Annotated in this window: 15 protein-coding genes; 5 read left to right on the top strand and 10 right to left on the bottom strand. The window is 41.7% G+C overall.

From position 1 onward, the window contains the following. The first annotated feature begins 39 nt into the window (after window positions 1-39). Window positions 40-1,707, top strand: coding sequence for an ABC1 kinase family protein (locus GRFL_RS00300; protein WP_083642460.1), 1,668 nt, complete (start codon window positions 40-42; stop codon window positions 1,705-1,707). Between the two features lie 5 nt (window positions 1,708-1,712). Further along, window positions 1,713-3,197: a S10 family peptidase gene (locus GRFL_RS00305; protein ID WP_083642461.1), complete on the top strand. Its 1,485-nt coding sequence runs from the start codon at window positions 1,713-1,715 to the stop codon at window positions 3,195-3,197. On the opposite strand, the gene thrC is transcribed toward GRFL_RS00305, so the two are convergent. From thrC to GRFL_RS00330, 5 genes are all read right to left on the bottom strand, one after another. Continuing rightward, the gene (gene thrC / locus GRFL_RS00310; protein WP_083642463.1) at window positions 3,194-4,492 is read right to left on the bottom strand and encodes a threonine synthase; all 1,299 of its coding nucleotides are present in this window, start codon (window positions 4,490-4,492) and stop codon (window positions 3,194-3,196) included. The genes GRFL_RS00305 and thrC overlap by 4 nt on opposite strands. Continuing rightward, window positions 4,489-5,406, bottom strand: coding sequence for a homoserine kinase (locus GRFL_RS00315; protein ID WP_083642464.1), 918 nt, complete (start codon window positions 5,404-5,406; stop codon window positions 4,489-4,491). The genes thrC and GRFL_RS00315 overlap by 4 nt, the downstream gene beginning before the upstream one ends. Window positions 5,407-5,408: 2 nt before the next feature. Next, window positions 5,409-7,856, bottom strand: coding sequence for a bifunctional aspartate kinase/homoserine dehydrogenase I (gene thrA, locus GRFL_RS00320; protein WP_083642466.1), 2,448 nt, complete (start codon window positions 7,854-7,856; stop codon window positions 5,409-5,411). Between the two features lie 330 nt (window positions 7,857-8,186). Then, entirely contained in the window at window positions 8,187-9,650 is a 1,464-nt protein-coding gene (locus GRFL_RS00325; protein ID WP_083642468.1) for a MoxR family ATPase, read from the bottom strand. Between the two features lie 3 nt (window positions 9,651-9,653). Further along, a complete protein-coding gene (locus GRFL_RS00330) occupies window positions 9,654-10,784 on the bottom strand; it encodes a vWA domain-containing protein (protein WP_083642470.1) in 1,131 nt (376 codons plus the stop codon). A gap of 164 nt (window positions 10,785-10,948) precedes the next feature. On the opposite strand from GRFL_RS00330, the gene GRFL_RS00335 reads away from it, so the two are divergent. Both GRFL_RS00335 and GRFL_RS00340 read left to right on the top strand, forming a co-directional pair. Next, window positions 10,949-11,770, top strand: coding sequence for a phosphatase PAP2 family protein (locus tag GRFL_RS00335; RefSeq protein WP_236995846.1), 822 nt, complete (start codon window positions 10,949-10,951; stop codon window positions 11,768-11,770). Between the two features lie 15 nt (window positions 11,771-11,785). Next, window positions 11,786-12,868, top strand: coding sequence for an endonuclease/exonuclease/phosphatase family protein (locus GRFL_RS00340; RefSeq protein WP_083642473.1), 1,083 nt, complete (start codon window positions 11,786-11,788; stop codon window positions 12,866-12,868). 21 nt (window positions 12,869-12,889) lie between these two features. Here the strand turns inward: GRFL_RS00340 and GRFL_RS00345 are convergent, their stop codons facing one another. The 3 genes from GRFL_RS00345 to GRFL_RS00355 all read right to left on the bottom strand — a co-directional run bounded on the left by GRFL_RS00345 (window position 12,890) and on the right by GRFL_RS00355 (window position 16,588). After that, complete coding sequence (locus tag GRFL_RS00345; RefSeq protein ID WP_083642474.1) at window positions 12,890-13,294, bottom strand: response regulator; 405 nt, start codon at window positions 13,292-13,294, stop codon at window positions 12,890-12,892. Between the two features lie 24 nt (window positions 13,295-13,318). Next, a complete protein-coding gene (locus tag GRFL_RS00350; protein WP_083642476.1) occupies window positions 13,319-15,067 on the bottom strand; it encodes a PAS domain S-box protein in 1,749 nt (582 codons plus the stop codon). 162 nt (window positions 15,068-15,229) lie between these two features. Beyond that, window positions 15,230-16,588 (bottom strand): capsule assembly Wzi family protein, encoded by a 1,359-nt coding sequence (locus GRFL_RS00355; protein ID WP_083642478.1) that lies wholly within the window; start codon window positions 16,586-16,588, stop codon window positions 15,230-15,232. Between the two features lie 79 nt (window positions 16,589-16,667). Here GRFL_RS00355 and GRFL_RS00360 point away from each other — a divergent pair, with 79 nt between their 5' ends. After that, a complete protein-coding gene (locus tag GRFL_RS00360; RefSeq protein WP_083642480.1) occupies window positions 16,668-17,390 on the top strand; it encodes a tyrosine-protein phosphatase in 723 nt (240 codons plus the stop codon). 4 nt (window positions 17,391-17,394) lie between these two features. Here the strand turns inward: GRFL_RS00360 and GRFL_RS00365 are convergent, their stop codons facing one another. Further along, entirely contained in the window at window positions 17,395-19,797 is a 2,403-nt protein-coding gene (locus GRFL_RS00365) for a GumC family protein (RefSeq protein ID WP_083642482.1), read from the bottom strand. A gap of 5 nt (window positions 19,798-19,802) precedes the next feature. Beyond that, window positions 19,803-20,582, bottom strand: coding sequence for a polysaccharide biosynthesis/export family protein (locus GRFL_RS00370; protein ID WP_236995847.1), 780 nt, complete (start codon window positions 20,580-20,582; stop codon window positions 19,803-19,805). Window positions 20,583-20,585 lie beyond the last annotated feature (3 nt).

The raw sequence follows: 20,585 nt of genomic DNA on the forward strand, positions 1-20,585 counted from the left end.
CTGTTTAATTTCCTAAATTTAAGCTTTAGCCTGATTCTTATGAATGCAAACCCAACCAAAGTGCGCCAGTATTATAAATTCATCCGCTTCATGCTGAAATACTGGAACAGCGATATTTTTCGGCAAACCAGCGATGTGGCACTGAATGAATTAGTAGACGAGGACAGTGAACACGAGTTCAGGCAGTCTCCAGAAGAACTGGTCGAGGACCTGAAAAATATGGGTCCGACTTATATTAAACTTGGCCAATTGTTATCTACCCGCCCAGACCTGTTGCCCGACGAATACCTGGAAGCCCTTGCGAATCTTCAGGATAACGTAAGTCCCGTGCCGTTTGAAGAGCTCAAGCAGGTGATCGAAGAAGACCTTGGCACCAAGATCTCCAAGGCATTCAAAACTTTTGATGAGAAACCGATTGCCAGCGCTTCCATCGGCCAGGTGCACCATGCCGAATTGCTTTCAGGAAAACCGGTGGCGGTAAAAGTTCAGCGTCCGGGCATCAAAAAGCAATTTATTGAGGATCTGGATACGCTGACTGATATGGCCGAAATGGCCGTGAAGCATCTGGAAATGGCCAAAACCTACGCCCTGGACGAGGTTTTTGAAGAATTGCGTCACATTCTCATCAACGAACTGGATTACCGCAAAGAGGCTCAAAACCTGAAGACTTTGGGAAAAAATCTAGAGTATTTCAAGCATTTGCTGATCCCTCAGCCGGTTTTGGATTACAGCTCTTCCCGAGTGATCACCATGGAATTCGTAACCGGAAGAAAGATCACCTCGCTTTCCCCTTTACGCCGACTCGGAAATGACTTTTCTGAACTGGTAGATGAACTGGTTGAAGCTTACCTGCAGCAGATCATTAACGACGGGTTTGCCCACGCCGATCCCCATCCCGGTAATATCAAATTTACAGAAGACAATAAGATCGCTCTGATCGATCTGGGAATGGTTGCACGTTTTACCCCGCAGCTTCAGGAGCAGCTAATTGAACTGCTATTGGCGCTGAGCAATAGTAACGGGGAACAAACCGCCGCCACGCTTTTGAAGATGAGTGAATTTACGGAGGACTCCGATAAAATTCGCTTCAGGAAAACCGTTAGTAACGTGATAATGGAAAGCGAAAATTCGCGGGCTAAAGATCTCCAAACAGGCCGAATTTTAATTCAGCTGAATCGTTTGGCGATAAACACGCAGATAAGACTTCCGGTGGAAATCAATATTTTAGGTAAGATCCTGCTCAACCTGGACCAGATCGTGGCCCAGCTAGACCCGGAATTTGACCTGAGGGCGGCAATTCAGAAAAATGTGCATGAGATCATGCGCAAGAAAATGCTCAACGACCTGAAACCGGAGAATTTCTTCAGCATGCTGATAGAGTCCAAGAACCTGCTGGAACACCTGCCCGAACGACTCAATCGCATAACGCAAAACCTGGCAGAAAATGAGTTTAAAATCCAAATAGACGCGATCGATGAAAAACGGGTCACTGATGGATTTCAAAAAGTAGCCAACAGGATCACGCTGGGGCTGATCATTGCCGCGACCATCATCGGCGCCGCAATGTTGATGCAGGTTCCTTCAGATTTTACCATTTTCGGGTATCCGGGCCTGGCGATGGTGTTTTTTATGCTGGCCGCAATTGGAGGGATCGTTCTGAGTTACGTGATCATTTTTAGAGACGAAAACCTAAACAACAAAAAATAGACTTCATGAAGAAAATTTACTGCCTGCTGCTAGCCGTAGCTGCCGTTCAATTTACTCACGCGCAAAAGATCAAAATTCCACAGGATACTTCTGTCACGACCAAACATTCGGTAAGTGTAAACGGTAACAGTTTTAATTATACAGCAGAAACAGGCTTTATGCCACTTTGGGGTGAGCAAAATGAGCCTGTTGCCAGCATTTATTATACCTATTATACCCGCGACGGTATAAAAGATCGTAAGAACAGGCCACTGGTCATTTCTTTCAACGGCGGTCCGGGATCGGCATCTGTCTGGATGCATATCGCGTATACCGGTCCTCGCGTATTGAAAATTGACGATGAAGGTTTTCCTGTACAACCTTACGGAATTAGGGAAAATACGAGCTCTATTTTAGATGTGGCGGATATCGTGTATGTAAACCCCGTAAATACAGGATATTCCCGCCCGATTCCTGACGAAGAAGGTAAAGTAGATCGTGAGAAATTCTTTGGGGTCAATGCCGATGTCACGTACCTGGCCGAATGGTTAAATACCTTTGTTACCAGGAAAAACAGGTGGTTATCTCCCAAATACCTGATTGGTGAAAGTTATGGTACGACGCGCGTTTCCGGGCTGGCATTGGAACTGCAAAACAGTCAGTGGATGTACCTGAACGGCGTGATCCTCGTCTCTCCAACGGAATTGGGAATTGAGCGCGGTGGCCCGGTTGAAATTGCCAACCGGCTTCCTTATTTTGCCGCTGCAGCCTGGTATCACCAATTATTACCTTCAGAATTACAAAATAAGGACCTTGAGGAATTGCTCCCGGAAGTAGAAGATTTCACGATCAATAAGGTACTGCCGGCACTGGTCAAAGGCGGGTTCCTCGATGTTTCAGAAAGAGAAGAAATTGCCGGTAAAATGGCTCATTATTCCGGGATTGACCAGCAAACATTCCTGGATAATAATCTTGAAGTACCATTCCGCCTCTTCTGGAAAGAATTGTTACGGAATGAGGGGTACACGGTGGGACGCCTTGATTCCCGTTACCGCGGTCTAGACGCCAGAAGTTCCGGTAATTCCCCTGATTACAATGCGGAACTCACCTCCTGGCTGCATTCCTTTACACCAGCGATCAATTATTACCTTCGTGAAGAACTGAATTTCAAGACCAATCTTAAATATATGATGTTCGGGCCGGTGCATCCCTGGGATCGCAGCGGTGATCATACCGGGGAAAATTTACGCCAGGCTATGGCTCAGAATCCAAACCTGGACGTCATGATCCAATCGGGTTATTTTGATGGCGCCACCACCTATTTCAATGCGAAGTACTCCATGTGGCAACTGGATCCAAGCGGAAAAATGAAAGACCGGCTCAGTTTCAAAGCATACCGAAGCGGCCATATGATGTATTTACGAAAAGACGACCTTCAGCAAGCGAATGATGACCTTCGGGAATTCATTCTAAAAAGTCTGCCGAAGGAAAACGAGCCTGCGAAATACTAATTCTCATCTAATAAAAATCTCTTCAGATCTTCGTATTTGCTCGAAATCTGAAGGGATTTTTTCTTTTTATCAAATAAGGATCGAACCGATTCCGGGACAGGGACTTTCGTTTGGATCTCCTCTTCCACAGTATCTAAAAATTTCACTGGATGTGCAGTTTCCAGAAAGATCCCTGGAGCTTCTGAAGCCGTTTCCTTCAAATATTGTTGAAGACCGAGATAGCCCACGGCTCCATGAGGATCAAGAATGTAATTTTCCTTTTGAAAAACCTCGCGGATTGTTTTCCGTGTGTCCTCATCAGAAAAACTATACGCCGAAAAATCTTTTTTCAAGGCCTGGTGCTCATTTCCGAATAACTGAAGAATCCGTACGAAATTGCTGGGATCACCCACATCCATCGCATTAGAGATCGTTGCCGTACTTGGCTTGGGCTGGTACTTTCCAGAATCCATAAAATCAACTACGGTATTATTCACATTATTAGCCGCTACGAAATGGGCAACCGGAAGCCCGAGTTCACGTGCCATAAGACCGGCACAAATGTTCCCGAAATTTCCGCTGGGGACCGCGAAAACAGGCTTTTCCTGAATTTGTTTTGCAGCGATGAAATAATAGAACATCTGCGGGAGCCATCTTGCTACGTTGATCGAGTTGGCGGAAGTCAGTTTTCGATGTGTGGTGATCGTTTCATCTAAAAAGGCCTGTTTAACCATCGCCTGGCAGTCATCAAAAACTCCGTCCACTTCCAGGGCCGTAATATTTTGACCCAGCGTGGTTAATTGTTTTTCCTGTAGATCACTCACTTTGCCTTTTGGATACAGGATGACTACCTCTACGCCTTCCACTCCCAGGAAACCATTGGCCACCGCGCCGCCGGTATCGCCGGAGGTGGCAACCAGCACCGTAATATTACCCAAATTGGATTTCTGACTAAAATATCCCAGGCAGCCCGCCATAAACCGGGCGCCTACATCCTTAAAAGCCAAAGTGGGACCGTGAAAAAGTTCCAGACTGGAAATTCCATTTTCAACCGGTACCACAGGAAACTCAAAATCCAGGGTTTTGGAAATGATCTTTTTAAGGTCTTCTTCCGGGATTTCATCGCCCACGAATTGCCTGATGCTTTGATAGCCAATTTCGAGATTGGTCAGCTTCGGAAGCTCTTCAAAGAAAGAAGCCGGTAATTTTTCAATTTTTTCCGGAAAATAAAGTCCTTTATCTGGTGCAAGGCCCCGAACGACCGCGTTTTCAAAATTGCTGAAATGCTGATGATTATTTAAACTGAAATATCTCATAAAATTTTAATTCCTTCAGGGTTTACGGGTGATACATGAAGATCAAACTCGATCTCCTTGGTTTTGTAGAACTCCTGAAATTCTTCATATACTTTTGCTGCGTTCTCATCCCCTTTGCATAGGGCAAAAACCGAAGGCCCGGAACCCGAAATTCCGAATCCCAGCGCATGTTTAGCCGAAAGTTTGTCTAATTCCTCAAAAAAGGGAATAAGAATGGAACGTACCGGTTCTACAATATCATCCTTTAAACTGCGGCCAAGCAGCTCATAATCTTCCGTATATAGACCGCTGATAAAAGCTCCCAGATTTCCCCATTGCTGGACGGCCTGCTTCAAGTTTACGGTTTGCTTGAGGATGGCACGGGAATCCTTGGTTTTGATCTCGATCAAAGGGTGTAGAACCACCACTCTCAAAGCTTCGGGAGAAGGAAGACTGATCACTTCCAGAGGCTCATAACTTTTAACCAGGCTAAAACCCCCAAGTAAGGCCGGGGCCACATTATCGGCATGTGCATTTCCACTGGCCAGAAATTCCCCTTGCATTGCAAATGGAATGAGTTCATTTTTGGAATAAGGCTTTCCCAAAAGCTCATTTACCGCGAACACCGCACCCGCCGAACTTGCAGCACTGCTTCCTATCCCGCTTCCTGCTTTGATCTTTTTATGGATTTCGATATCAAAACCCTGTTCGAGATTAAGGTGTTCGAGCATGGCTTTTACCGCGACGCCCGCCACATTCTTATCGGCTTCCAGGGGAAGATCCTGACCGGTGATCTTTGTAATTCGAACGGTTTTTAGATCATTTTTCTGAATGAGCATTTCATCTCCCACCGTATCCAGACAGCAGCCCAGCACGTCAAAACCGCAGGATAGATTGGCCACCGTGGCCGGCGCAAAAACTTTTATACTTTCCATCCCTATTTTTTTCCAATTCTGATAATATCTGCGAAAATCCCCGAAGCCGTTACATCAGCTCCTGCACCTGCTCCTTTTACGATGAGCGGCTGTTCCGGGTAACGATCAGTAAAGAACAATACGATATTATCACTTCCGCTAAGGTTTGCAAAGGGGTGCTGAGGACCAACTTCCTGTAATCCCACCTTGGCTTTTCCATTTTCCAGCTGCGCCACATACTTCAGTTCACTACCTTTGGATTTGGCATTTTCATAGATCTTCTGAAAAGCTGGTTCATCTTTTTTCAGCAGTTCAAAAAATTCCTCATTGCTGGTGGAATGTAAGCTTTCCTGGGAAAGGAAATCATCCCTTTCAATATCATCCAGTTCCAGTTTTAATCCGCTTTCACGGGCTAGTATAAGAATTTTTCGCGCCACATCTACCCCGCTGAGATCAATCTTAGGGTCTGGTTCGGTATAACCTTGTTCTTTTGCCTGTTCCACCACTTTATAGAATGGTTCCGAAGTATCATACGTATTGAAGACGTAATTTAAACTTCCGGATAAGACGGCCTGTATTTTCTGAATGCGGTCTCCGGAAGCAATCAGGTTCTGCAAAGTATCGATGATTGGCAATCCCGCACCAACATTGGTTTCATATAAAAAAGAAGCACCGTATTCGCGGGCAAGATTCTGCAACTGCTCATAGTTTTCATAGGCATCAGCACAGGCGATCTTGTTACAGGTCACCACGGAAACAGAATCTGCCAGATAATGCTTGTAATATTGGGAAATATCGGCACTGGCAGTATTATCAACGAAAATACTGTTGCGAAGGTTAAACTCCCGAACTCGATCCAGAAATTCCTGTTTATTGGCGGGTTCACCGTTCTTCAATTCCTCCTGCCAGTTATCCAGGTCGATTCCGTCTTCATTGAACAGCATTTGTCGGGAATTGGATAGCGCCAAAACACGTATTTTGAGTCGGAGTTTTTCCAATAGGTAATCCTCCTGTTTTTTCAGTTGAGCGATGAGCTTGCCACCCACGTTTCCAACACCGGTCACGAACAGGTTGATCTCTTTGGAAGGCACCTCGAAAAACTGCTCATGGAGCGTATTGAGGGCCTTGGTAACATCTTTTTTGGCAATAACTGCTGAAATATTCCTTTCCGAAGACCCCTGGGCAATTGCCCTGATATTGATATTGTTGTTCCCCAGCGCACTGAACATTTTCCCACTAAGACCGTGATGGCTCTTCATGCGATCACCCACTAACGCGATAATGGCTACATTTCCTTCTATTTCAGCAGGTTTGATCTTTTTGAAAGCGATCTCATTCTGGAAAGCTTCATCTACCGCTGCTTTAGCTTTTTCAGCTTCATCGGCCTTGACCGCGATACAGATACTATGTTCCGAAGAAGCCTGCGTGATCAAAACAACATTTACTCCTTCCAGATACAGCGTTTCGAAAAGACGTTTGGAAAAGCCCGGAACGCCCACCATGCCACTACCTTCGATATTGACCAGTTTAATGGAATCTATATGGGTGATCCCGGTTACCCATCTGAAATTCTTTTTACTGGACCTTGAAATCACAGTTCCCGCCTGTTCCGGTTCAAAAGTATTTTTGATGTGGATCTCAATTTTCTTATCCAGTAACGGCTGGATCGTTGGCGGATATAGCACTTTGGCTCCAAAATGTGACAATTCCATGGCCTCTTCATAAGAAATCTCTTTAAGAGAATAAGCATGGGGTACAAGGTTGGGGTTTGCAGTGTACATCCCGTTCACATCCGTATAGATCAGCACTTTTTCCGTATGGAGCGCCCCGGCGATGATGGCCGCCGTAAAATCTGATCCTCCACGGCCCAGCGTACTGGGAAAGCCCTGCTCATTTTTAGAAACAAAGCCTGGTACGACGTATAACCCGGATTGATGACTTCCGAAGAATATTTCAATATTGGCGTTCGTGAGATCGTAATTCACCTGGACCTTTTCGGAAGCATTCTTAGCAACGATCAGGTCGCGAGTATCAGCAAACTGGCTTTTGATCCCCAAGCCTTTGAAGTATTCCGCAATGATCTGAGAACTCAGAATTTCCCCAAAGCCGGAAATGACATGCCTGGTTTTATCAGACAGTTCGTTTAGCAGGTAAACCCCTTCATAAAGGGTTTCCAGGCGATTGAATTCATTTTTGATCTTGCTGAGAATACTGCTCTGATTGGCCACAGGAACCAGTTCCCGGGCGGCATCAAGGTGGCGTTTTTCATTCGCAGCGAGGATTTCTTTATAGCGAATATCCTCTTTGGCCGCCAGTTCTGCCATTTCCAGTAAATCGTTGGTAACTCCTCCAAAGGCTGAAAACACAGATACTACAGCATCTTCTTCCAGATGCTTTTGGATGGTTTTGGAAACCAGCTTGATTCGTTCTGGCGAGGCTAATGATGACCCACCAAATTTTAGGACTTTCATAGTCGAAAGTTTTATAGAATTAATACAATAAGATTAAAATTGATATAGGTAAGCGGACGATATGTGTATAATTAACCCCGAAAAGGGGTAATAATACCTGTAATAATAGTCATGCCAGCGATGCCGGAAATGCCGCCGATCATGATTGTGTTATGTGTAGTAGTATTTTTCACAGGTATCTTGTAAGATACTATAAAGTTATCTAAAAATCTCAGCCCTCAAAACGAAATTCCGGAAAGCGTAAAACTTTTGAGGATAATTGAAATTAAATAAAAAATCCGCCCCTTATTAAAAATAAAGAGGCGGATTTCGGTTCTGTAATTATGAAATTTACAAGCCGCTAATGTAACTTCCGTAGAGATCCTTGAATTGTAAGCCCTTGGAAAAGCGCTTTTTACTGAGCTTTTTATACTCAACAAGCGACCAAAGGATGAATTCTTTCATAAAATAACGGTCCTTTTCCTTCACATCCGGCTGGTATTTATTCACGAGGTCTTCCAGCGGCTTAATCGAATCCAGTTTTTCCCGATATTCTTTTTCTGATAGATCATCTGGCAGTTCAAAACCGGAACTCTCGAAGAACCATTCCACGAGATCATCATATGGAGTGACCTCATCTGGTTTCTTTAACTTCTCGATCTTCGGAAAATATTCCGGAAATAAGGATTTGGTTGCCTCCCCGATCAACTGGGTAGCTACGAACGCGGCACCTTCCTGCTCTCCTTCATAGACCAGTTCTACTTTCCCGGTTATGGCTGGAATCACCCCGAGAAAATCCCCAAAACGAAGCATGGTATGATCTTCTCCTTTTTTCAAAGCCCTCCTTTCAGCAGTGCTCAATAGGTTTTCATAAGCACTGATACTCATCCTGGCACTCACGCCGCTTTTGTGATCGATGTATTCGCTATCACGTGCTTCAAAACTGATTTGTTCCAGCAGGTCTTTGGCAAGTTCCGGTACGTGCACCAGTTCTTTCTGGCGATCATCCAGCGCCGCTTCCTGAGCCGTAATTTGCCTGGCGGTTTCAATATCTTCCGGATAATGCGTTAATATTTGGGAACCAATACGGTCTTTTAGTGGCGTTACGATACTTCCGCGATTGGTATAATCTTCCGGGTTTGCGGTGAACACAAATTGCATATCCAAGGGTAGACGTAATTTGAAACCACGAATCTGGATATCTCCCTCCTGTAATATATTGAAAAGTGCCACTTGGATCCGGGCCTGCAGATCTGGTAGTTCATTGATGACAAAAATAGATCGATTGGCTCTCGGGATCATTCCGAAATGGATCACGCGATCATCTGCATAGCTCAACCTCAGGTTGGCAGCCTTGATAGGGTCTACATCACCAATTAAATCGGCTACCGTTACATCAGGTGTTGCCAGTTTTTCAAAGAAACGTTCATCACGATGCATCCAGCTAACCGGAAGCTCCTCACCTTTTTCCTTCAATAAATCTTTGGAATAGCGGCTGATAGGATTCAAGGGGTCATCGTTGATCTCGGAACCTTCGACCACGGGAATATACTCATCTAGCAAATTGACCATTAACCTGGCCAACCTGGTTTTCGCCTGCCCGCGCAATCCTAACAAATTAATATTATGCCGGGATAGTATCGCTCGTTCAATTTCCGGAATCACCGTATACTCATACCCATGAATGCCTTCAAAAGTAGGTTCACCATTCTGAATTTTCTTTTTCAGGTTATCCCGAAGTTCTTCTTTGATCGGTCTACTGGTATATCCAGATTTCTTTAAATCGCCAAGTGTCTTTATTTCTTCAATTTTCATAAACTAACCTCTAATTCTTCTTTTTCTATTCGTTTCGTAATCTTCAAAAATCATTTCTCCCAAACCTTTCAAGCCGGTATAAAAAGCCTTACCCTGATTGGCTTCCGTGAACTCCTGAACGAAGCTGGTCAAATAAGGATCCTGAGCAATCATAAAAGTAGTGATGGGAATTCTCAATTTTCGGGCCTGTCTGGCCATCGCGTAACATTTTCCAACGATGTAGGGATCTAGCCCCATACTGTTCTTGTAGTAAGTTCCGTCGCGTTCACGAATACAGCTAGGTTTCCCATCGGTTATCATAAAAATCTGTTTATTGGTATTTCGCTTTCGACGCAGCATATCCATCGCCAGTTCCAGTCCTGCGACCGTATTGGTATGGTAAGGCCCTACTTTTAAATAAGGTAATTCTGCAATTTCGATGGGCCAGGCATCGTTTCCGAAAACCAAAATATCCAGAGTGTCCTTTGGATAACGAGTGGTTATGAGTTCAGCCAGCGCCATCGCAACCTTTTTGGCCGGGGTGATACGATCTTCACCATACAGGATCATACTGTGGCTGATGTCGATCATCAACACGGTACTCATTTGAGATTTCAGGTGGGTTTCTTCAACTACCAGGTCGTCTTCAGACATTTGGAAATCACCAATCCCATGATTGATCTGAGCGTTCCGTAAACTTTCAGTCATGGAAATACGGCTCAAAGAATCTCCAAACTGATAGTTCCGGAAGTCCCCGGTATGTTCATCGCCTCGTCCCACTCTATTTGTTCGGTGATTGCCGGAAGTTCCTTTTTTCAATTTTCCGAAGATCCGTTCCAGGGCCTGCTGCCGGATAGCTCTTTCGGTTTTTGCCGTAATCGACATTCCGCCACCGCCCTCCGAATCGATCTCTTCACGGATATAACCTTTCTTCTTCAGGTCTTCCACAAAATCATCCAGGGTATATTCATCAGTGGTCAACTGGTATTCCTCATCCAGCTGTTTCATCCAATCTAAAGCTTCATCGAGGTCCCCGGAAGTGTGTGTAATGATCTCTTTGAAAATTTCAAAAAGCCGGTCAAACGGAGATTTGTGCGGTTCTTCATATTTGTCGAAAACAAAGCCTCTAACCGCATCTGATTGATTCTTTTTCATATTTAAAAATACGGGATTTCCTTCAGAAACTGAAGCATATTTCTATCAACAAGCTTTAATCTTATGTTAATTGAAAAATTGCTGCGGAAAGGCTTTTTGTGTTATTCTTTTCTTAATCCTATTCCGGTTTTCTTGAATAAAGGAGATTTTTACAGAAAAAATTGATGAGACAGATTTTTTTAATTTCACTCTGCTTACTCAGCTTGCAATTTTCCTGGTCGCAGGAAAATTCCTCACCTTATAAAACCGATTTTTGGAAAGACGGTGCCTGGATTGCAGGTGGCGTTGGTTTGAATATGCTTGGTTTCAGCCTGGTTCAGAATAAAGATGAACTGACTACTGCTGAATTAATGGCCTTAAACCGCAATGATATTTCAAAGATCAACCGAGGTGCTGTTGGAAACTATTCCAAAAGCGCAGATGAAGCCAGCTATATTCCCTTCTATGCATCTTTTGCCAGCCCTGCATTACTTTTATTAGGAGATGCTGAAAGAGAAAATTTTGGTCAGATTTCAGTGATGTTTGTTGAAACCATGGCCACCACCGGTGCTTTTTTCACCATTACTGCCGGTTTGGTTGATAAAAGCAGGCCCCTGGTCTATAATGAAAATTTACCGGAAGAGCAGCGAACGGAAGCCAGTGCCCAAAGATCCTTTTTTGCCGGGCACACGGCGGCTACAGCAGCAGCTACTTTTTTCACGGCAAAGGTTTTCCAGGATTTTAATCCTGATTCGAAAGCCGTTCCCTTCGTCTGGGCGGGCGCGATTGCGGTGCCGGCCACTGTGGGCTACCTAAGGACAAAAGCAGGAAAGCACTTTTTGACAGATAACGTGGTAGGTTTTGGCGTGGGCGCGCTTTGTGGTATCTTAGTTCCTGAAATCCATAAGATTGGTAATCAGGATTTGGCATTTTATCCTTCTATTGAAAATAATATTGGCGGAACAGGTGTTGATGCAGCAGGTGTTGGAATGAATTTCCGCTTCTAAAAAAACCTGTTTTTAATGAGTACAATTGAACTCATCATTTTAATTTATTCGGGCCTGATGTGTATTCCAACACTGGCTTCAATAACGAGATTTGATCAATGGTGGATTCGCGGTTTTGATTTTCCGAGAATCCAGATCAGCTTTTTGATCATTCTGGCCATTTTGCTTTCAGTTTTCTTATACGACTTCAGTAAACCCTGGCATTTTATAGCGATTGGTGTGCTACTGCTCAGTTTATCCTATCAATTTGTCAAAATTTACCCTTATACTTATTTAGCCAAAAAACAGGTATTTAAGTTCAAAGGCAGTGATTCCAGTGCTTCGATTTCTATAATTGTCAGTAATGTTTTAACTACTAACAAGAGAAGTGACAAATTGATTCAGTTAGTCCACGATCGCAAACCAGACCTTCTGCTTACGCTGGAAAGTGATGAGCGTTGGGAAAAAGAACTGGAAGTCCTGGAAGACGAATATCGCTATACGGTAAAGATTCCGCTGGATAATCTCTACGGAATGCATTTTTATTCCAAACTCCAACTGGAAGATATTAAAGTTCGATATCTGGTGCAGGAAGATATTCCGTCGATTCACGGGTACGTCATTCTTCGGAACGGCGAAAAAGTTAAAATACACTGTTTGCATCCCATGCCTCCAAGTCCTACGGAAAGTGAAACTTCCACCAACCGAGATGCAGAACTGCTGATGCTGGGCAGAGATATAGATTGTGAAAAGGAACCTGCCCTGGTCCTCGGGGATCTCAATGATGTAGCCTGGTCGCGTACCACAAGACTTTTTCAGAAATTAAGCGGATTAATGGACCCAAGGATAGGCCGTGGATTTTTCAATACTTTTCATGCAGATTATGCCCTTTTCCGCTGGCCATTAGACCATGTGTTTCACACGAAAGATTTCACCCTTATTGAGATTGCCAGAGAGCGCAATATTGGTTCAGATCATTTCCCAATGTACATTAATCTGAATTATGAGCCAACTGCCGAATTGATCAATGAAGATACTGACCAGCCTGACGAAGAAGAAAAAGAATGGGCAGAGGAAAAGATCAAAAGCGCTAACCCGATCATTCCTAAGATCGACTAAGAGGATTGAAAATTTTGAAAATTAGGCGGTTTCTTCGAAATATTCTGCCAGGCGTTCCAGGCCTTTTAATTTGGAACAATGTCGTGCAGAGACCGGTTTTTCAATAAAATCCACCACATGGCTGTCGTTAGCTGCTTTGCGCTTATCAGACCGGTCTATAGAGGAAGTCACCATAACCACAAAACAATTCTGATTATTCGGAACAGATTTCAATCTTTCTAAAAATTCCCATCCGGTCATCTGCGGCATGTTAATGTCCAGCATGATCAGGAATTCTTCTGAAGAAGTTCGTTCCCGTAAAAAGTCTAATGCCACTTCAGCATTGGAAAAAGAATAGGGATCTGGGTCCAGTTCGCATTTTTTAACGATGTTACGCTGTAAAAACGTAATTATTTCGTCATCGTCTATAATGATCGTTCTCAACATGGTAGGGCAATTTGGGGTTTATAATTAGAGCTCTTTTTCGGTTTCGGTCGCTATTTTTCTGATGATTTGATCAAGCTCATTTGCTGAATTTAAAACATTTTCCATAATCTCATCAAAATTATCAAAATCATTTTGATAATTTTTCATTAGATCGACTAAACCCATCAGTTTAGCGAGTGGCGCTCTAACCACGTGCGATTGTGTCCAGGCTATTTCCCGAAGTCTCTTATTATGGCTCTCAACCTCCATCATATGGCGCTTACGATCAGTAATATCCTGCATTGAGCTAATAATCCGAAGAGGTTTCTGTTCATGGTCCATCAGCAAATAACTTCGATCCAGAATAAATTTATAGCTTCCATCAGCGCATCTGAATCGATATTCAGTTGTAAGATTTTTCACACCATTTTTTGTCATTTCACAGATACGTGATTTGATCTGCTCATATTCTTCCGGATGAATCTTTTCATTCCACCAGGACACCCGGCGGTCTACTTCTTCATAAGGATACCCGAACATTTCTGAAACTGCCGGGCTTACGTGCATATAGTCATTTACCACATCATAATCGGTAATCAAATCGCTGGTCGCTTTTGCCACAATATTATACCGCTCCAGGCTGTGTTTCAGTTTTTGCTCCTGTTCTACAAATTGCGTTATATCCCTGGAGTTTAGAACAATACCTCGAATAGCCTCATCGGTTTTTAAGTCGGTTGCGACTGTTTCCAGCCATCGATAGTTCCCATTCTGACCTTTTACACGGTAAGAACTTAACTGGCTGCGCTTTTTTTCGGAAAGATCTGCCATTTCTACCTGCAATTTTTCCAGGTCATCCTCATGCACCAAATCAAAGAATGAAAAACCTTCTAATTCTTCAGGAACTCTTCCGAAGACACTAGTACAGGATGGCGAGCAATACTTGTATTGAAGTTCACAATCCAGAATCGCGATAATATCGCTGCCTTCCTGGACCAGAGATTTAAATCTTTTCTCACTTTCCTGAATTTTCCTTTCTGCCTCGATCTGGGCCGTAATATCGTTAACCAAAGAAACTCTGGCCTTATGCCCGTCGTAGATAAGCGGATTACTTTTCACTTCCACAACGATCTCTTTTCCAGATTTGGTAAGATGTTTCACCCGAACTTTGAAATACCCTTCCGCATTGGCCATCACCACTTTTTCCACCCTATTTTCTTCAGAAGGTGCCCAAAGCGCTTTCACGGTCATTTTTTTGAATTCTTCGGAAGTGTAGCCATACAAATCTATAGCCGCCTGATTTACGCTCAAAAAACTGAGATCATCTTTATCCAAAACCCACATGGGCATGGGATTGTAATCAAACAGACTTTTATATTTTTTCTCGGAATGCTCTAATTTTAACTGGATCTTTTTCCGTTCGATATTATATTCAATAGTTTTCAGCAGCACACGAGAGCTAAGCTCATTCTTAAACAGGCAATCGCTCACTCCCCGGGATAGGTATTCCGATCGAGAGTTTTCATCTGCTTCCGCGCAAAGAAGAATTAAAGGAATATCACCGGCCAGCCCCATTAATAACTGAATTATTTCAGTCTCTTTATCAGCTGGAATGATCTCAAAACTTAAGAGAATAAGGTCATAATCACTAACGCTCAACAAGCTTTTGGCTGTCTCAAGGGACTGTGCAAGCTCCATTTTCACCTCATTCTTGTGAGGTTTTAAAAGATCTGAAACATGTGCAAAATCTTCCTGAACGCCTTCAATTATTAATAAACGAAGGGTTTCATCATGCATATTTTCGCCAGGGATATATTTAAAAAATAAATTTGAAGACCGAGTTAAACATGGGAAAGTCGGTTCCTTTCCTTGGAGATTGGCTGGTGGGATTCATAATGCTAGATTTGGTTGTAGCTAAATATAGGAAATCTACTGCTGAATACAGAATAATTTCTCAGACTAAAAGAATTCTTGTCGGAAACTCAATCCAACACCAAAATTAGAACTTTCACCAGAATTAATATCCGCTCCCAACTGCAGGTTCAACTGGTAATCCCCTTGGAGAAGAGCTAATTCGAAAAATGGAGAAATAATTTTCTTAGGATCTGCAATGAACGAATCCTTTTTTCCGTAGATAGAACGATAAGAAAGTAACAATTTATAGGGTTGATCATTCAGAATTTCACCCGTAATTCCCATATGAATTGCCGAAACTATATTGTATTTGATACCAATTCCTTGAGGTGTGTTGGCAATAATAAAGGGATTCCCAATGGTAAAGTTATTGTAGGTCCAACCCGAACGATATAAGTTATTGCTAAAATAATTATCACTCCCATCAACAGAAGATCCCTGCCGATTTCTGGATTGGTTTTCCAAATAATAATATTCCAATATAAAAGCTTTGAACCAAGGCACTCCCCAAAAACTATCCCGATTATCTTCAACATATAAAGAATAGCGACCGTCTGGTAGATTTCCCATTTTTAAACCAGAGCCATCTTCGAAAATATGATTATACAGGAACTGAAAATCTAAGTTCTGTATTTTGGCTCTGACTTTTAATTCGTAGCTTCCTAATTGATTTCCTAAAGCATTGACTTCCTGCCCTCCTACCGAATCTTCCCCGGTTCCACCAGTAATAATCTTAGTGTAATCCTGAAAGCTACTGGGTAATTTCCCAAAATCGGGTGAAACACCTCCCCATTGCACAAAATGCTGCAATCCTACAGACACCTGAAATTCAGTTTGACTGCGGTAAACAAAATGAAAACTTTTATGATGGAGCCGGGTATTTTCTACATATCGATCATCATCAAGCAAATACTCTTCCCAGCTTCCGGTCACACCAAAACCATGATCTTTTCCGCTGATAAAAAATGGATCGGTAGTAAACAGTCTGATTCCCGGAATTGCACCGGCATTTAAGGACCATAAAATACTTTCATTGGAAGCACTTAAGCCTCGGAAAAGATCTTTTTTATGCTTTTTTCCCACGACCACTCCAATTTTTGGAGAGGTGAAAGCTATATAAGCTTCATCCAGTTTCAGATTATTATCATAGCCTTCGCTAAAAAAAGCGCCCGCACCCATTTCCACAAATGATTCATCTGAAGTATCAAAAGTTCCTTTTCCAGAAAATAGCCCCATCAAATTGGTTTTCTGGTCAATTCTTCCCTTTGTATTGGAATAGAACCAAAAAGGCATTTCGCCATTGGAAGAGGCCAGACCAACTCCTGAAAATTCTGCCGAGTATTCCGTTTGACTAAAAAGGCAAAATGAGTGTAGTAAAATAAAAAGCGGAAAAAGTCTGCGCATATAAGTTTTTAGGACTCTGTTGCAAATATTATCAATAAGTCTTTAAATTATGTAATTTTGAATCATAAAAACAGTTTAAATGTTCTCAATCTTCCGGAAAAACAGCTACCTCATTGATCTTCTAGAAGGTATAACCGATTTCCATAATCATATATTGCCTGGTCTGGATGACGGTGCTAAAAATATTGAAGAAAGCCTTCAGTTAATTGAACAGTTTAGGAGCTTTGGTATTGAAAAAATTGTATGCACGCCTCATGTGATGGGTGATTATTATCCAAACACTCAGGAGACGATCCATTCAGCATTAGCTGAAGTAAGATCGCAAACTGAAATATCAGTAAATGCTTCCGCAGAATATATGATGGATCAGCATTTTATGGAGATTATTGAACAGCAGGAAATTCTACCTGTTGTTGGCAAAAAAGTGTTGGTTGAAATGTCTTATTTCCAGGCTCCGATCAATTTGAATGAAATACTCTTCCGGCTACAGAATCATTCGTATTCTCCCATTTTAGCACATCCAGAGAGGTATGCGTATTATCATCATAAATTCAGTCAATATGAAGATCTTAAAACGAGAGGCTGCAAATTTCAATTGAATATGTTGTCATTATCTGGTCACTACGGAACGGGAATTCAGAAAACCGCTTTTCTACTCCTAGAAAAAGGCATGTTAGATTATATTTCAAGTGATGCGCATAGAATGGATCACCTGGAAAAATTGAAGAAAATTAAGATCAAAACCAAACATGAAGATTTGATCAAAGTCCTAGTTGATAATAACAAAAAACTGTTTGCTTAGGACGCTATTTGGATTTGGTAAACAAGCGTTTTTTAAGTCTTTGCAAACGGGATTCTTCATCGGCTCCATAACCATAACCGTACCCGTAAGAATAGCCGTACTGGGCACCGTATGAGAATTTAGAATAATCCACATCATTCAGGATTACGGCAAGACCTTTTAACTTACCTTGTTTTTTCAAATCTTTCGGAAATTGAAGCAGGTTCTTTTCAGTATAATCGGCCCTTGTCACGTAAAGAGTATAATCGGCCTGCTGGCTAATTAATAGCGTATCGGTAACGATCATAGTCGGAGCAGTATCAACGATAATATAATCGTATTCCGGTTTACAGGTTTCGATTAAATTTTCCATTCGATCGTTCATAAGCAATTCAGCAGGGTTGGGAGGTATAGGCCCTGAAAGAATAACATTTACAGCAATACCCTCATCATTGGTTTTAGAAATAATATCCTCTTTGGTTACCTCATAATCATAGAGATAATCAGACAATCCTTTTTCCCTGGCACCAATGGTTGCAGAAGTATAACGGTGAAGCTTAGGATTACGGATATCTGCACCGATCAATAGCACTCTTTTATTCGTGGTAGCCAGTGTCCTGGCCAAATTATAAGAAATGAAAGTTTTTCCTTCTCCTTTGACTGTTGAGGTAACGAAAATGATGTCAGCCGCACCCTTATCCTTCTTCTGAATTAGATAAGCTAAATTGGTTCTCAATATTCGGAAAGACTCTGCCAATGGAGAGCGATCATTAAGTTGAATAACATCCGACTGATCTTGACCAATTCTCGGAACTTCACCCATGAACGGAACTTCTTTGATCAAAGGATTCAAATCGCCCTTATGGTGGACCTTCGTATCCAAAAAGTTTTTGACAAATATGATTAAAATCGGAATTAATAAACCAATCACAAAGCCACCTACTAATATAAGCCATGGTTCAGGACTAACAGGTGAAGAGTGTGTAAATGCGGAATCTATAACCTTTGATACAGGTGAAGTGACTGCAAAGGCAATAGCAGCCTCTTCTCTTCTTTGCAATAAAAAGAGATATAATTGTTCTTTTATCTGTTGTTGTCTCTCAATATTTCGAATCCCCTTTTCCATTCCCGGAAAGGTGCTGAATTTAGCAGTTGCACTATTTTGTCTACCGCTCAGCTTCTCTTTTTTAATGTTCAAATTGCTAATCGCTGTGTTGATATTAGCATCTAAGTTTTTTCTAACAGCATTAATCTGTTCATTCAAATCTTGAATAACCGGATTTTCAGGAGTTGAACTTGCCAACAGCGCCCGCCTTTCCAGTATCAATTGATTATAACTACTAATTGTACCACTAACATTTCCCGATTCTATACCAACATTTTCAGGTAGCAAATCATACTGGCCTTCTTCCTGTATTCTTTTCTGAATAGATGAAATGATATTCAGCTGTGTTTCTAAATTAAATAGCTCCTGGTCAGCACTTGTCTTCTGAGACATATATTCGGTTGCCCCAATATTAATATCCATAAACTGATTTTCTCTTTTGAAATCAGCTAAGTTGGATTCTACGGAATCCAAATCAGTGCTAATATTTTCCAACCTGTTCTGAATAAATTCAGTGGTTTTAGCAGCCACTTGACGTTTATCTCGAACACCGTCTAAATTAAATTGATACATCAGGTTATTCAAAAAGTCTTCACCTTTTGTACTTACATTATTTGTAGTTTGTAAAGTAAGAATATCCATCGCTTTACCCTTAGGAAATATCGCACTGTTTGCAATATATTGCTGTGTGACAGCTAGTGTGGGTTGAACAACAATATGTACAGGATTACTTTTGCTAATCTGGCTAATATTTGATGTAATCCTAAACTGTAAATCTTTAAGTTGTATCTTTTCTCCAAAATTAAAATCACCAATTTTATTCTCGTCCTCTACAAGTTGAAATTTTTGATTAGAAATTGGAGAAATCAACAAGTCTAGTGAAGATTTATTGACGATACTATCTGATGTTATAAATTTTATTGTTATTGGAGAACTTTTATAAACCTCCGGAGTAATCACATTCCCTTCAATAAAATAGGCAATATTAAAATCCAAGTCATCAATTACTTTTTCAACAATACGCTTAGACTTAAGATTAACAATCTGATTATCCAAACTATTATCCTCCAATTTTAGCAGTGAACCAGAACCATCTCCATTTAATACTCCAGATACATTCCCTTCAGATTCGTCTAGAATCATTAAAGTCGCTTCAGATCTAAATTTTGGTAAGGTATAGCGGTTATACAAATAGGCTATTGTAAGCCCCAGCATACAACTAAACAAAAGCCACTTCCAATGAGTAAGGTATTTATATAACTCAGCTTTTAAATCAAAGCTGGACTCTTCTTTCTGTTCGTTATAATCAAAAATTTCTTCCATGGAAACTATTTAGAAAAAAGTAGTACTAAACCAGTAATCGAAGCGATCAATGAAAAAATTCCGGTATAACTGGTAATAAAACCAGCAGATTTGACCTGTTTATAAGTCGGCTCGACATATACCACATCATTTTGCTTCAAATAGTAAAATGGATTTTTAAAAACATCTGCACTAGTCATATCTACTCTTCCAACCGATTTTTCACCATTCTGTTCCCTAATTACAACTATATTTTCTCTTAGCCCACTATATGAAATATCTCCTACAGAGGCAAAAAGTTCTGGCAAAGTTAGACGGCCATCTTGTACCTGAACTCTCCCGGGGCTTCCAACTTCTCCTAATACTGTAACACTAAAATTAATTATTCGAACCGTCACAACCGCATCGGTAACCATCGTGCGAACTTTATCTTCTATTTCGGCTTGAAATTCTCCCCTGGTTTTTCCAGCCGCCTCAATATTTCCAAATACCGGAAACTGAATAAAACCCTTCGGGTCTACCAAGTAGCCTGTCAACGACATATTCCCACTTTGACCTCCAGATTGCTGCCCATTAGAATTTTTCTGAAAAGGCTTAACCACTTCTTCATTCCTGGAAGAAACGTCTATCCTTAATACATCGTTTTTCTGAATAGTTGGTTCATAGTCCATTAAATTCTGATACCCCTGAAGAGATTCCGGCTCCTGAAAATAAACCACTTCATCCCGCGTGGCACAACTGCCCAATAAAAAAATACTGATTATTGAAAGATAGAGGTATTTGGAAACTGACTTAATGCTTCGCACTGA

Origin of the sequence: Christiangramia flava JLT2011, from assembly GCF_001951155.1 — a bacterium.
Lineage (GTDB): Bacteria > Bacteroidota > Bacteroidia > Flavobacteriales > Flavobacteriaceae > Christiangramia > Christiangramia flava.

Coding starts and splice junctions, on each gene's coding strand:
- GRFL_RS00300 (WP_083642460.1), top strand. CDS start 40: ATGAATGCAAACCCAACCAAAGTGCGCCAGTATTATAAATTCATCCGC.
- GRFL_RS00305 (WP_083642461.1), top strand. CDS start 1,713: ATGAAGAAAATTTACTGCCTGCTGCTAGCCGTAGCTGCCGTTCAATTT.
- thrC (WP_083642463.1), bottom strand. CDS start 4,492: ATGAGATATTTCAGTTTAAATAATCATCAGCATTTCAGCAATTTTGAA.
- GRFL_RS00315 (WP_083642464.1), bottom strand. CDS start 5,406: ATGGAAAGTATAAAAGTTTTTGCGCCGGCCACGGTGGCCAATCTATCC.
- thrA (WP_083642466.1), bottom strand. CDS start 7,856: ATGAAAGTCCTAAAATTTGGTGGGTCATCATTAGCCTCGCCAGAACGA.
- GRFL_RS00325 (WP_083642468.1), bottom strand. CDS start 9,650: ATGAAAATTGAAGAAATAAAGACACTTGGCGATTTAAAGAAATCTGGA.
- GRFL_RS00330 (WP_083642470.1), bottom strand. CDS start 10,784: ATGAAAAAGAATCAATCAGATGCGGTTAGAGGCTTTGTTTTCGACAAA.
- GRFL_RS00335 (WP_236995846.1), top strand. CDS start 10,949: ATGAGACAGATTTTTTTAATTTCACTCTGCTTACTCAGCTTGCAATTT.
- GRFL_RS00340 (WP_083642473.1), top strand. CDS start 11,786: ATGAGTACAATTGAACTCATCATTTTAATTTATTCGGGCCTGATGTGT.
- GRFL_RS00345 (WP_083642474.1), bottom strand. CDS start 13,294: ATGTTGAGAACGATCATTATAGACGATGACGAAATAATTACGTTTTTA.
- GRFL_RS00350 (WP_083642476.1), bottom strand. CDS start 15,067: ATGCATGATGAAACCCTTCGTTTATTAATAATTGAAGGCGTTCAGGAA.
- GRFL_RS00355 (WP_083642478.1), bottom strand. CDS start 16,588: ATGCGCAGACTTTTTCCGCTTTTTATTTTACTACACTCATTTTGCCTT.
- GRFL_RS00360 (WP_083642480.1), top strand. CDS start 16,668: ATGTTCTCAATCTTCCGGAAAAACAGCTACCTCATTGATCTTCTAGAA.
- GRFL_RS00365 (WP_083642482.1), bottom strand. CDS start 19,797: ATGGAAGAAATTTTTGATTATAACGAACAGAAAGAAGAGTCCAGCTTT.